Source organism: Nonomuraea insulae, from assembly GCF_042656245.1.
Window position 1 is genome coordinate 1 of the sequence record NZ_JBHSPA010000071.1, and the last position, 13184, is coordinate 13184.

A 13184-nucleotide genomic window follows, 5' to 3' on the forward strand; every position below is an offset into this window, starting at 1 on the left:
GGGCCGCTGCGGCCAGGCGGCGTGCCGCTGAGGCCGCACGGCGGGCCAGGGCGGCGGCGGCCAGGGCACGCAGCAGGCGGGCCGCCAGGGCCCCTGCCCGTGCCGCACGGCAGCGTCCGGCCCAGCGGCCGACCAGCCACCGCGCGACGCAGCGGCAGTCTCCGCCGAAGGTCAACCGGGCGCCGGCCAGGAGCCCGGTGCAGTCGAGGCCGAGTCAGGTCTACCGCAACGACGGCACCGTGCAGCCGACGCAGTCCTTCACCGTCTACCGCAACGGCCGCATGTACCCGGACGGCCCGCCGCCGTCCAACCTCACGCGACCGGCGGGTTCCGGACAAGGGGAGAAACAGATCTTCAGGCCCGAGAAGATCGAACCGGAGAACACGCGGACGGGCACGATCGCCGAGACCGGCGCCCGTGTCACCCGCTGGATCGACCAGAGCGGCATTGACGACGCTTTCGGTTTCTTCTTCTGATCCTCCTCCGTGACGCCGGCGCGAGGCCCTCCGTGGGTCTCGCGCCGGTGGCGTCTCCTCAGTAGAGTCACGTTCGGTTCTGTGTCGTCTGTCGTTCGAGGAGGCGGTGTGGGCGCGTTCGATCTCACAGGGAAGCAGGCTCTGGTCACCGGGGCGTCGAGGGGGATCGGGCGGGCCATCGCGCTCGCGTACGCGGAGGCCGGGGCCGACGTGGCACTCGTGTCCCGCTCGGCCGGCACGCTCGCCGAGGTCGGCAAGGAGATCGAGGCCCTGGGGCGGCGCGCGCTCGTCATCCCCGCCGACCTCACCGACCGCGCTGCCGCCGCCTCCGCCGTGGCGGCGGCGATCGACGGGCTCGGCCACCTCGACATCGTGGTCAACAACGCGGGCGGGTCGAACTTCCTGGTCGAGTTCAAGGACCTGCGGTTATCGGGCTGGGACAAGCTGATGCGGCTCAACCTCGACTCCGCCATGGCCGTCTGCCACGCCGTCGCGCCGCACCTGCTCGGGCGCGGCGACGGGGTGGTCATCAACGTGGCGTCGGCGGCGGCGCTCGGCGCGCCGCTGCTCGCCCCCTACGCCGCCGCCAAGGCCGGGCTGGTGGCGCTGACGAAGACGCTGGCCGTGGAATGGGCGGGGTCCGGCATCCGGGTCAACGCCCTGTCCCCGGGCTGGACGGCCACCGAGCTCAACCGCAACCTCTGGGGGGACGAGGCCGCGAGCGCCGCCACGGTGGCGACCGTGCCCATGCGGCGCTGGGGGACGGCCGCGGAGATGGCGCAGCCGGCCGTGTTCCTGGCCAGTCCGGCGTCGGCGTACATGACGGGCCAGGTGCTGTTCATCGACGGGGGAGCCACCGCGATCTGATCAAGTGGGCTCGAAGATGAAGACGATGTACGTCTCGTACCGCTTCGCGCCCTGACCTGCCACCCTCGCGGCGCCCATCGCCGTGGTGGCCTGCCGGATGAGGCGGCCGGTGTCGTCGGCGGTCCAGGAGGCCACCGCGTCGGCGGCGTCGCTCATCTTCTCGCCCTCGCTCCAGAACAGGTTCTCGCCGGTGCCCGCGCGCAGCCCGTCGTGCCCGGCAGGCAGGCCCTCGTGCTGGGAGAGGGCGGCGGCCCTGGCCTTGGCGTAGTCGACCAGCAGCGGGTCCATGGCCAGCGGTGGCACGCGGTGCTCCGCGCGGCGGGCGTTGGCCTCGCGCAGCGCCTGGAGGAGGAAGTCGCCGTTGGTGGCGTCGGGGAGCACGGGACGGGATCCTGGCATTCGGGTCACCTCGGGACGCACGGTCTCTCTGCCTGGATTGTGCGCGGAAAATATTCGTAGAGCAATGTCAGATTTATGGTGGACATTGGCTAAGTGCGGCTTTTGCGGAAGTGGTCAGGGCTGCTGGGGATATTAGGCATAAGCCATTGAGTGATTGTCGCCGTGAACCGCGTTACCGTGTGGTCCGTGCAGCTCTACACGAGATCTGCCGGGATCGGTATCCCGGTTGTCCTGCTTCACGCGTTCCCGCTGTCGTCGGCCATGTGGCTGGCGCAACGGGAAGGGCTGGCCAAGGTCTGCCGGGTCATCACCCCTGACCTGCGCGGCTTCGGCGGTTCGCGGCTGGGTGAAGATGATCCGTCGCTCGACCTGATGGCCGACGACGTCGCCAGACTGCTCGACGAGGAGGGAATCGACAAGGCGGTGGTCGGCGGGCTGTCCATGGGCGGCTACGTGACCATGGCCTTCTGCCGCCGGCACCCCGACCGCGTGCTCGGCGTGATCCTGGCCGACACCAAGGCCAGCCCCGACCCGCCCCCGGCGAGGGAGAACAGGGAGCGCATCGCCCAGGCCGTGCTCTCCGGCGGCAGCGAGGTGCTGGTCAGCGAGGTGCTTCCGGCGCTCATCGGGCCGACCACCAAGGAACGGCGGGCCATGGTGTTCGGCCGGGTCAAGGGGCTCGTGCAGTCCGCCCCGCCGGGCGCGGTCGCCTGGGCGCAGCGGGCCATGGCCGCGCGGCCCGACTCGTTCGAGACACTCAGCGCACTGAAGGTGCCGCTGCTGATCCTCGTGGGGGAGGAGGACGAGCTCTCGCCGCCCGCCGACGCCGACGCCATGGCCAGAGCGGTGCCCGAGGGCAGACTGGAGATCATCCCGAAGGCCGGTCACCTCAGTGCGGTCGAGCAACCGGAGGCGTTCAACGCGGCGGTGACCGAGTTCCTCAAGACGGAGATGGGCGGGGCGCGGCGCTAGGCGCTGTCCTGGCGGGGGTGCACGATCTCGCGGATGATCAGCGCGATCGCCGCCGCCACCGGGATGGCCAGCAGCGCGCCCACGATGCCGAGCAGCGCGCCGCCGAACAACGCGGCGATCACCGTGACCGCCGGCGTCACGTCCACCGAGCGCTTCATCACCCTGGGATAGATGAGGTAGTTCTCGATCTGCTGGTAGAGCACGAAGAAGATCGCGCAGGCGATCCCGGCGGGCACCGACCCCAGCAGCGCCACGCCGGTCACCAGCACCGCGCCGATCGTGGCGCCCACCAGGGGGATCAGGTCCGTCAGCGCCACGACCAGGGCGAGCGCGAGCGCGTACTGGACGCCTGCGATCGACAGGAAGATCCAGGTCAGCACGCCCGCGATGACCGAGATCAGCACGTTGCCCGCCACGTATCCGCCGATGCCGCCGAGGATCTCCTCGCTGATCGCGCGCGTCCGCGACCTGCGCGAGGCCGGTACGAGCTTGAGCAGGTAGTCCTTGATCGTGTGCAACGAACCGAGGAAGTACAGCATGAGCACCAGCAGCGTCACCGTGGTGAACACGCCGTTCAGCACCACCAGCCCCGCGCCCATGATCCCGGTCGCCAGCGACGGCCCCAGCGTGCTCGTCACGAACGTCCTGAGCTGCGGGAGAATCTGGTAGTCCGCGTCGAGCTGGCGCAACGTCGGATGGTTGCTCAGCTCGGTGATGTAACCCGGCACCGCGTTGACGAACTCGGTGAGCTGCTTGCTCACCGGCGGCACGATGGCCAGCCCGAACAGCACGAACGCCACGATCACCCCGGAGAACACGATCGTGATCGCGCCCCGCCTGACCAGGCCCCGGCGCTGGAGGGCCTCGACGGCCGGGTTCAGGCCGACGGCCAGGAACATGGCCACCACCACCAGCACGATCGTGCTCAAGGACGCGACGATCATCTGGGCGAGCGCGATCGCCGTCAGCACGCCCAGGCCGCCGACCAGGCCGAACAGGAACGGGCCGCGGGCGAGCGGCTTGCCGGGCAGGCCGTACGGCTGCCCGCCCCCTCCCTCGTCGGTCTTGGGCTGCTCCTTGGCGGGCTCCGGGGCAGGTGTCTCTTCCCGCTCGGTCGCGGGCTCGACGTCTGCGGACAAGGGGGGACTCCAGGGGGATAGGCGACAACGCGCATCAGGCCGTACACGCCCGACAACAAAGAGAGAGCCTAGCGACCCTTCGGTCGCCAGGCTCTCCCCAGCCGTCAATCAGCCCCCGTGTACGGCCGTTGCCGGCATTGCACCTGCCACCACTCAACCCCCGTGTACGGCCGTCGTCGCCCCGTGTACGGCCGTCGCAGGTGTTACTCCTGCCACCACTCGGCGTCGTCCTCGGCCTTGGCAGCCGCCACCTTGGGGGCGGGCGTCGTGGCCGGGGCGGACGACTCGACCGCGGGCGCGGGCGCCGGCGCGGCGAGCGCGGGCTTCTGCGGGGCCGCGGCGACCGCGGGCTCCGGCTCCATGCCCGGCAGAGCGGCGCCGCCCAGGAGCTGACGGAGCTGGGCCAGGTGACTGGTGATGCTGTCGCGCTGGCGGGTCAGCTCGTCGACCTGGCGCTGCATCGCCGAACGGGTGCGCTCGGCCTCGTTCTTCGCTTCCGTGACGATCGTGTCGGCGCTCGACTTGGCCTCGGCCACGATGGACTCGGAGCTCTTACGGGCGTTCGCGACGAGCTGCTTGGCGTGCAGGTCCGCCTCGCGGCGGGTCTGGTCGGCCTGCTGCGTGGCCTTCGTGGCCCGCGACTCGGCCGTGGCGGCGCGCTGCTCGGCCTCGGCCACCAGCTTCTGCGTGGCGGCCTGCGCGCTGGCGTGCCGCTCGGCCTCCTGGCGCTCGGCGTCCTCGCGGCGGGAGGCGAGCTGGATCTCGAACTCGGCCTCGTCCTGCGCCCGCTTGGCCTCCGACTCCTCCAGCACCCGCTGAGCCTGCGCGCGCATCTCGTCGGCCTGCCGCTTGGCGGTGGTCAGCACCTCGTCACGCTCGCGCTTGGTCGAGGCGCGCAGCTGCGCCACCTCGCGCTCGGTGGTGGTGCGGAGCTTGGCGATCTCCCGCTCGGCGTCGGCCCGCTTCTCCGCGACCTCGTGGTCGGCGGTGGCGCGCAGCTTGGCGGCCTCACGCTCGGTCGTGTTGGTCAGCTCGTCGGCCTCGCGGCGGGCGGTCGAGCGGATGTCCTCGGCGTCCCGCTCGGCGCTCGTGCGCATCTCGTCGGTCTCACGCGTGGCCTGGGCGCGCTTCTCAGCGGCCTCGGACTCGGCGGCGGCGCGCACGTCGGCGGCCTCGACCTTGGCGGTGGCCTTGATCTCGTTGGCCTCTGACCTGGCGGCCTGGACGAGCTCGGTCGCCTGTTCCTCGGCGAGGCGGAGGAGCTGTTCGATGCGGGCGCCGAGGCCGGAGTAGGTGGGGCGCTCCTGCTCCTGCAACTGGCGCTGGGAGTCGGACAGATCGCGCTGGAGACCTGTGGCCTGCTCGCGTGCCTGGCGTAGCTCCCCGTCGAGCTGCTTGAGGTGATCGTGGACCTGGTGACGATCGTAGCCCCGGAGCACGACGTCGAACTCGCGTGCTGGGGCGTCCTCGAAGAAGTTGTTGAGTTGGGCGTCGATGTCGGACTGCATGGAGGCTCGATCCTGGGTTGTCGAGACGGCTACACGGGCCGGACGGGGGGTTCGGGGCATCCGTACCAGGAGCCTGTGCCTCGCGGCAGGCCCCGTGTCCGGTGGAAGGTCAAGCGTACTCCGCTGGTGCCACCTGCGAAGCCCCGTCCAACTTTCTGCGTGACTAGTTACATATGAGCGGTTTATGCGGTTTGCGGGGTTTTGTGGTTATTTTCTATGAATTGGGCGCTTGGACAAGCTCTGTCAACATTCCACCCACGTCCTTGGGGTGCAGGAACGCGATTTCCGAGCCCATCGACCCGTGCCGGGGACGCTCGTCCAGCAGCCTCACACCCTTCTCGCTGATCTTGGCCATCGCATCGGCGACATCGGGCACGCCGAACGCCACGTGATGGACGCCTTCGCCCCGCTTAGCCAGGAATTTTCCCACAGGAGAGTCCTCGGAGAGAGGTTCCAGAAGCTGAATGTAGGAGCCCCCACCTTCGCCGTCGGCGATGTGCAGCATGGCCTCCTTCACACCCTGTTCCTCGTTCACCTCCCTGGCCACGACCGTCAGCTCGAACGTGCGGGAGAAGAGCTCGATCTTCTCCTCGAGATCGCGGCAGGCGATCCCGATGTGGTCGATCCGCATGAACATGTGTGGCCTACCTCCATGGCGAGTGACGGAGTGCTCGTGGGTATCGTGTCAAAGACCCGACGCGCGAGCACAGGAGGCCGTTGTCATGCCCAGTTCCGTCATCGTCGCCGGAGCTCGTACTCCCATCGGCAAACTCCTCGGCTCCCTGTCCGGTCTGCAGGCCGTCGACCTCGGAGGCATCGCCATCAAGGCCGCCCTGCAGCGGGCCGGGGTCGCCCCGGAAACGGTCGAGTACGTCATCATGGGCCAGGTCCTCCAGGCCGGAGCCGGTCAGATCCCCTCCCGCCAGGCCGCCGTCAAGGCGGGCATCCCCATGACCGTCCCCTCGATCACCATCAACAAGGTCTGCCTGTCCGGCCTCGACGCCATCGCGCTGGCCGACCAGCTCATCAGGGCGGGCGAGTTCGACATCGTGGTGGCCGGCGGCATGGAGTCCATGACCAACGCCCCCCACCTGCTGCCCGGCCTGCGCAAGGGCGTCAAGTACGGCGGCTCGCAGGTCGTCGACTCGATGGCCCACGACGGCCTCTACTGCGCCTTCGACCAGTGCGCGATGGGCGAGTCCACCGAGCGCTACAACGCGCGGCTGGGCATCGGCCGCGAGGAGCAGGACGCCCTGTCGGCCCGCTCCCACCAGCTCGCCGCCGCCGCCATCAAGAACGGCCTCTTCGAGGAGGAGATCGTCCCGGTGGAGATCCCGCAGCGCCGTGGCGAGCCGGTGCTCGTCAAGGAGGACGAGGGCGTACGCGGGGACACGACGGTCGAAACCCTCGCCAAACTCCGCCCCGCCTTCGCCGCCGACGGCACCATCACGGCGGGCTCCGCCTCCCAGATCTCCGACGGGGCCTGCGCCGTCGTCGTCATGTCCAAGGAGAAGGCGGAAGAACTCGGCCTTCCCTGGCTGGCCGAGATCGGCCGGCACGGCAACGTCGCGGGCCCCGACGCGTCCCTGCAGTCGCAGCCCGCCAACGCCATCAAGCACGCGCTGACCAAGCAGGGCCTCACGGCCGGCTCCCTGGACCTGGTGGAGATCAACGAAGCCTTCGCCAGCGTCGTCCTCCAGTCCGCCAAGGAACTGGACATCCCTCTCGACAAGATCAACGTCAACGGTGGGGGCATCGCCCTGGGGCATCCCATCGGGGCTTCGGGGGCGCGGATCGTGCTGACGCTGGCGTACGAACTGAGGCGCCGAGGCGGCGGCCTGGGCGCCGCGGGACTGTGCGGCGGCGGCGGCCAGGGCGACGCCCTCCTGATCACCGTCCCCAAGCCCTAGGGGCGCCGGCCGGGGCCACCAAGGGGTTCCGGGGCGCTGGGGGACTGCAACGCCTTCCTTGAGGGGGCGCTACGCGCCATGGGATTCCAGACAGTGCATCCCAAGGGGGGCAGGCCCCCCTTTCGAACCCCCGACAACCCCGCTCGCTCCGCTCGCCCGGCGCCCACCCGTGAGGCGGTTACCGGCTTGACCGTCTATGCCCGCCCCGAATGGGCCTCGCTGCCGCTCGGGCTGCGTTCATTCGGGCCTCGCGGCTTCGCCACGAGGCTCGGGGCTTTCCAGCCTCTCGCGCTCCCCGGACCCTGACCGGCTTCCTATGCGCCATGGTCGTTGCCGGACACGCTCCCTGCGGGCGAAGACTCCTACGGACGGAGATGTCCTGGGCGGAGGCTCCTACGGACGGAGGCTCCTACGGACGGAGGCGTCGTGGACGGAGGCTTCTACGGGCGAAGGCTCCTACGGGCGAAGGCTTCTACGGGCGGAGTGGCCTCGATCAGGCGCTGGATATGCGCCGAAAATTTGATCACAACGGCATCGCCCCGTCATCCCTCATTGATCGTCTGATCACCCCCGGCCTGATAAATCCGCGCCTCTCCCGAAGCCTCAGCCGTCATCTGCACGTTGGTAGCCCCATCCCCAGTGGACACGATCCCCGTGTTATCGCCCCCGATGGCCACCGACCTCGCCCCCGACGCCGACACATCCGGCTTGCTCTCAGGCTTCGGAAGGGGCCGGTCATCCTCCCGCGTACCCGATCGATCACTGCCCAAGCCGTAGATCGCGACCCCGAGCCCGACCAAGGCGACGAACAACCCGATCACACTCGCCAGTTGGTCGGCGTGATCCAGCCCAACCCGTACGAAATAGACCACCAGCCCCGCCACGGCCACCACCGCGACCACGGCCCCGGCCCGCACCAGCACGCGCCTGCGCATACAGCCATCATCAACCCACAGAACGTGACCACACAATGCAATCGGCGTCGTACCTATGGTCAGATCTCACGTCGGCATCGACACCCCAGTACAGAGCGCCTGATAAGCCTCCCGCAGTTCGCCTGCCTCGGGCAGGCCACGCGCCTCGACGCCAACAGCGATCTCGGCGGCACGCCAGTAGCTGGAAGGGACGATCTCACCGCTCGCCATGGCGGTCATGGTGACGTGCACGGCCTCCTCCGGCTGACCCACGGCCAGGAGCGCCAGCGCGAGATCTAGCCGTGCCAAGGCGGCTCTCCGTGGCCGTGGCGGCCCTTCGCCGGGTGACTCCAGGCGAGCGAGCACCTGCCGGGCGTAGGACTCCGCTGCGGGGTCGCCGATCCATGACAAAGTGGTCGCGGTATAGGTGTCGCTCTTGGCGGGGTCGTACTGGTAGTGATGCTCTGGGCGGTCCGGCGCCGGCAGAGGCGAGACCAGGCGGTGCACCCGGCCCAGGGCGGAGCGGGTGGCCGGTCCATCACCGAGGCGGGCCCAGGCGCGTCCTTCTTGGGCTGTTGCCTGGATGAAGACGGAGCTGGCACGGGGGGCCAGGTCCTGCGCGCCCTGGGACAAGGTCACCGCACGCCGGTAGTCGCCCTCGATGAGGACCCGCCACGCCTCCGTCTCCACGCACCATGCGGTCAGTTCCGCGTACTCGGCCTGCCTGCCCAGTTGGGCGGCCGTACGCAGTCGTGCCTCGGCGAAGGCGTACTGGCGTAGGTCGATGTGGCAGGTCGCTCCCAGCAAGGAGAGCCATCCACCGGCAATGAGCAGCCTTCGGTGCTCCGCGAGTGTCTTTCGGCCGTCCAGCAACCGGGTGACGTATTCCAGGTGCCGCCTGACACGTTCCAGGAGCTGGGCCGGCGGAACTTTGGGGTAGGCCGAGGCGAGGTCGTCCACGGCTGTGTCCAGCCGGTCAAGGGTCTCGTTCCCGACGTCGCTGGCCGCTGCCCGGCGGCTCAGCTCCATCGCGTCGATCTCATCGCCCAGGCCTGGTGTCTCATCCGCCGAGTCGAAGAGGATGGCCGCGCTCAGGCCGTACACGCGGCAGTACAACTCGGTGTACCTGTCGTCGGGACGATGCCGGCCATGCTCGTGGCCCCGGATGACCCTGATGATGCTCTCCGGGTCAGGAAGGGCTTCGTCGGACGCCTCTATGAGCTTCCGCGCGAGCTGACGCTGTGACCACTGCTGCGCGGTACGTGCGGCACGGAGTCGTGTTGCCCAGGCGGGGACCGCGTTCATGGCGCACCTTCCGGACGGTCGCGGGGGGATATCCGCGTGCTCCCCTAGTTTCCTCTCCTCAGGAGGTTCCGCATGTGGCTCTCATTGATTCATGTCTCGGGACACGGAATGTTTCTATTCATGGACTGCTTGTGACGGTCGCGGCCGTGGGGCGTGTGGTGTGACCGGCGACCGTGATCAGGCCACCGCTCTGATGAACGGGGCCCTGGACGGTTTGGCGGCCGAGGCCACCGGATCGGTCCAAGTGGTAAGGCTCGATCGTTACGCCCGCGATCCGTCGTACATCTACGGCAGTGTCGTGGTCCGAGCGCGTCGAAATCCCGCCGTTGGTGCGTTGGAGGGGCTCTCGTGATCGGGTGGGAGTCACACAGGCCGCACACTCCGCGCACTCGCGTCACCGAAACCTCATGCTGTGGGGTCTACGAGTGGTGTTCGGAAGGGGGCCGGTACTTCGTTCTCCGCCAAGGCGAAGGCGGCTACGAGGAGACCGGTCGAGGGCTCCATGCCGACGCTCGCCCGATTTGGAACAGCCTCGTCCAAGGTCATCGGCACGGCGAGGAGGCCGATGTCGAAGCCGACTTACGCGCCCGGCCGGAGGCGGCTCAACCTTCTACGGCCCATGGGACCGGACCGTACGACAGCTGATCGCCGGCGCCGAAGGTTACGCGCCGTAAGCGAAGAGTTGCCTAATCATTACTCTCTGTGCATAATAGAGTCTCACCCTGCCCAAAGTGCTCACTGGCCAGAAAAGGCCCCATCGACCCGAAGAGCGCATCGGTCACACCAAGAGCGCCGGCTCCACAGGCCCCGCGAAAGTTAGCCGGCGCCCTGTTCCATCTGGAAAGGGGAGGGATCCGCCGATGCCCCCAGCCCCATCACCGCCGTTCGAGTTCCCCACCCCTTACCAGCCCGACCCCGCCCGCCTGAGCCCGCACGCGGACGCCACCCACGAGCACTCCATGGCCTGGTCCCGCGAGATGGGGTTGTTCGACTTCAGGGACCGGTGGGGCGAGCGCATCTGGGACGAGGCGGGGTTCGCGTCCATGCGGATCCCGCTGATGGCGGCGTACTGCCATCCCGACGCCGCCAGGACGACGCTGGAGCTGGTCTCCGACTGGTACGTCTGGACGTTCTGGTTCGACGACCACTTCGCCCGGGTGTTCAAGCGGCCCGGCGCCCGTGAGCAGGCGAAGGAGCACCTGGCCAGGCTCCGCCTGTTCACCCCTGTCGACTTCGTGGACACGCCGCCCCCGGCGAACCCGGCCGAGCGCGGGCTCGCCGATCTCTGGTCGCGTACGTTCGCCGGAGCCTCCCCGGGCTGGCGGCGCAGGTTCGCCGCGAGCACGCAGGGCCTCATCCAGGACCGCCTGCGCGAGCTGGAGAACATGCGGGACCAGCGCGTGCCCAACCCGATCGAGTACATCGGCCTGCGCCGCAGCTGCGGCGGCGCTCCCTGGTCGGCGGGCCTGGTCGAGTACACGAGCGCCGCCGAGGTGCCGGACCGGATCGCCGGTACGCGGGCGGTCAGGGTCTTGCGGGACACCTTCTCCGACGGGGCGCACCTACTCGACGACCTGTACTCCTACCGGCAGAGGGGCGAGCTCGACAACGGCGTGCTGGCGTTGCGGACGTTCCTGGGCTGCGGCGCGCAGGAGGCCGCCGATCGGGTGAACGACCTGCGCACGTCCCGGTTGCGGCAGTTCGAGAACATCGCGCTCACCGAGCTGCCGCCGGTCGTGGAGGAGTGCGGGCTGGATCCGGAGGAGCGGGGGAGGGTCGCGCGCTACGTCCAGGGACTGCGGGACTGGCAATCCGGTACGTGTGAGTGGCACAGGCGGTCCAGTCGTTACCCGGCGGTCCCGCCGAAGACGTCGGCGGCCGGGCGCGCGCGGAGCGGGCCGGCAGGGGAACTGGCGGCGGCGAGTGGGCTGGCCGGGAGTGGGTCGGCAGGGGACGGGGTCTCCGCCGGTGAGCTACCTCACCGCACAGAAATGCCCTCCATGGCGGCGGACGCGCCAGGACGCATCAGCCCGGTGGATGCGCCAGGTCGCAACGGCGCGGCGGTGGACAGGACGCCGGGATATCTCTTCCGGCTGCCCGAGTTCGAGATGCCGTGGGCGGTGCGCATGAATCCGCATCATGCGGCGGCGCAGGCGGCCGGTAAAGCATGGGCGTGCGAGATGGGAATCGTCGGATCGTCGCCGGACGCGCTCTGGTCGGACGACAGGTACGACGCCATGCGGTTCGCCGAATGGTGCGCCATGACCAGCCCGGAGGCCGCGCCTGAATGCCTCGAACTCATGGCGTTGTGGTTCACCTGGATTCTCGCGCTCGACGACCACTTCATCGTCGAATACCAGGCGCGCGGGGACATCGTGGGCGCCCAGGTCTTTCTGGAGCGGCTGGCGGGTTTCATGCCCCTGGAGGCGGAGGAAGGCCCGCCGCCGCAGCCTGGCAACGGTGTCGAGCGGGGGCTGGATGACCTGTGGGGCGCGACGATCGGGCGGCTGGCGGGGGAGGGGCGGGCGGCGCTTCGGAGGGAGGTCCTGCTCTGTGCGGAGGGCAATCTCTGGGAAATGGGAAACAGCGCCCAGCACCGGGTTCCCGATCCGATCGACTACGTGGAGATGTCGCGGGTGGCGAAAGGAGTGGCGGGGCTGGGGGCTCGGCTGGTGCCGATGGTGCAGGAACTCGACATCTCAGAAGAGGTGCTGAAGAGCCGGTTCATGCGTGAGCTCGTCAACGCCTACGCCGACCATATCGACCTGACGAACGACATCATTTCCTACCGCTTGGAGACAGAGGTGGAAAGACATCTCAACAACGGCGTGCTGGCCGTGCGGAATTTCCTGCGCTGCGATCTTCAGCAGGCCGTGGAGATCGTCAACGACCAGCTCACGGCGTGCGTCAGGAAATTCGAGCGCATCGCGAACGAGGACCTGCCGGGAGTGGCTCCCGGGAGCGACGTGGCGGCGTACGTCGAGAGCCTGCGGCACTGGATGTGCGGGAACCTCGCATGGCACGTCGGCAACAGCCGCTACATCGACCTCTGTCCCGTCGGCGGCGTCCGCCTGCCCAAGGTGCTCAGGGCGGGGCACGTCAGCGCGGCGCCGGCCCCCAGCGATCAGGGCATGCAGCGGCTCGCGTGATGGCTCGCTCGTGCCCCCGGATGACCCTGACGACGCTCGTCGGGAAGAGCACGACGCTCGTCGGGAAGAGCACGACGCTCGTCGGGAAGAGCACGACGCTCGTCGGAACAGCACGATGCTCGTCGGAACAGCACGATGCCCCGGTCCGACCAGGAAGTGGACCGGGGCCTCGTGATGCCGCGCTCCGGCCCCGACCAGGAATGCGGGTCCGGCGCGCCGCCACCCCCTAAGGGGGCAGTTCAGCCCGGCCGCGAGGGAGGTTGCGGCCGGGCTGCTTGTGGACGGTCATGAGGCGAGGAAGCGGGCGAAAAGCGAGCGGTGACGGCGCTCGGCCGACCGGCTCTCGCTCGCCTCGCGGGCCCGGCGGTGCTCTGCGGCGGCTCTCCGCAGCTCGGAGGCGCGATGCTGCATGACGGTGTATTCGAGTTCGGCGTTCATCCGGAGTGCTCCTCTGATCGTTGCCTGCACTCTTAAGACTCCGCCTAAGGCCCCCGCCCGCACATCGGGCGTATGCCTTATCTACGCGGCCAGGGAGGTACTTAGGA

The 13184-nt window shown here is 69.2% G+C and carries 12 protein-coding genes; 5 read left to right on the forward strand and 7 right to left on the reverse strand.

Annotated elements, in window-relative coordinates:
- A partial coding sequence (locus ACFPZ3_RS49130; protein WP_379521324.1) for a hypothetical protein occupies positions 1-476 on the forward strand: 476 nt, incomplete at its 5' end.
- 108 nt (positions 477-584) lie between these two features.
- Positions 585-1343 carry an SDR family NAD(P)-dependent oxidoreductase gene (locus tag ACFPZ3_RS49135; protein WP_379521325.1) on the forward strand — a complete coding sequence of 253 codons (759 nt, stop codon included), beginning with the start codon at positions 585-587 and terminating at the stop codon, positions 1341-1343.
- Here the strand turns inward: ACFPZ3_RS49135 and ACFPZ3_RS49140 are convergent, their stop codons facing one another.
- Positions 1344-1742, reverse strand: a complete 399-nt coding sequence (locus tag ACFPZ3_RS49140; protein ID WP_379521326.1) for a CAP domain-containing protein — start codon at positions 1740-1742, stop codon at positions 1344-1346. It lies immediately after the preceding gene.
- Positions 1743-1928: 186 nt separating this feature from the next.
- Between ACFPZ3_RS49140 and ACFPZ3_RS49145 the strand changes: the two genes are divergently transcribed.
- A complete protein-coding gene (locus tag ACFPZ3_RS49145; RefSeq protein WP_379521327.1) occupies positions 1929-2714 on the forward strand; it encodes an alpha/beta fold hydrolase in 786 nt (261 codons plus the stop codon).
- On the opposite strand, the gene ACFPZ3_RS49150 is transcribed toward ACFPZ3_RS49145, so the two are convergent.
- The 3 genes from ACFPZ3_RS49150 to mce all read right to left on the reverse strand — a co-directional run bounded on the left by ACFPZ3_RS49150 (position 2711) and on the right by mce (position 5998).
- Positions 2711-3853, reverse strand: coding sequence for an AI-2E family transporter (locus ACFPZ3_RS49150; RefSeq protein ID WP_379521328.1), 1143 nt, complete (start codon positions 3851-3853; stop codon positions 2711-2713). The genes ACFPZ3_RS49145 and ACFPZ3_RS49150 overlap by 4 nt on opposite strands.
- A 203-nt stretch (positions 3854-4056) precedes the next feature.
- The gene (locus tag ACFPZ3_RS49155; RefSeq protein ID WP_379521329.1) at positions 4057-5361 is read right to left on the reverse strand and encodes a DivIVA domain-containing protein; all 1305 of its coding nucleotides are present in this window, start codon (positions 5359-5361) and stop codon (positions 4057-4059) included.
- Between the two features lie 214 nt (positions 5362-5575).
- On the reverse strand, positions 5576-5998 hold the full coding sequence (gene mce / locus ACFPZ3_RS49160) for a methylmalonyl-CoA epimerase (RefSeq protein ID WP_379521330.1): 423 nt from the start codon (positions 5996-5998) through the stop codon (positions 5576-5578).
- Positions 5999-6083: 85 nt separating this feature from the next.
- On the opposite strand from mce, the gene ACFPZ3_RS49165 reads away from it, so the two are divergent.
- Positions 6084-7271, forward strand: a complete 1188-nt coding sequence (locus ACFPZ3_RS49165) for an acetyl-CoA C-acetyltransferase (RefSeq protein ID WP_379521331.1) — start codon at positions 6084-6086, stop codon at positions 7269-7271.
- A 542-nt stretch (positions 7272-7813) separates the two neighbouring features.
- On the opposite strand, the gene ACFPZ3_RS49170 is transcribed toward ACFPZ3_RS49165, so the two are convergent.
- The gene (locus ACFPZ3_RS49170) at positions 7814-8206 is read right to left on the reverse strand and encodes a hypothetical protein (RefSeq protein WP_379521332.1); all 393 of its coding nucleotides are present in this window, start codon (positions 8204-8206) and stop codon (positions 7814-7816) included.
- A 66-nt stretch (positions 8207-8272) separates the two neighbouring features.
- Entirely contained in the window at positions 8273-9490 is a 1218-nt protein-coding gene (locus ACFPZ3_RS49175; protein WP_379521333.1) for a helix-turn-helix domain-containing protein, read from the reverse strand.
- A gap of 860 nt (positions 9491-10350) precedes the next feature.
- Between ACFPZ3_RS49175 and ACFPZ3_RS49180 the strand changes: the two genes are divergently transcribed.
- A complete protein-coding gene (locus ACFPZ3_RS49180; RefSeq protein WP_379521334.1) occupies positions 10351-12639 on the forward strand; it encodes a terpene synthase family protein in 2289 nt (762 codons plus the stop codon).
- Between the two features lie 285 nt (positions 12640-12924).
- On the opposite strand, the gene ACFPZ3_RS49185 is transcribed toward ACFPZ3_RS49180, so the two are convergent.
- Entirely contained in the window at positions 12925-13077 is a 153-nt protein-coding gene (locus tag ACFPZ3_RS49185; RefSeq protein WP_379521335.1) for a hypothetical protein, read from the reverse strand.
- Between the last annotated feature and the right edge of the window lie 107 nt (positions 13078-13184).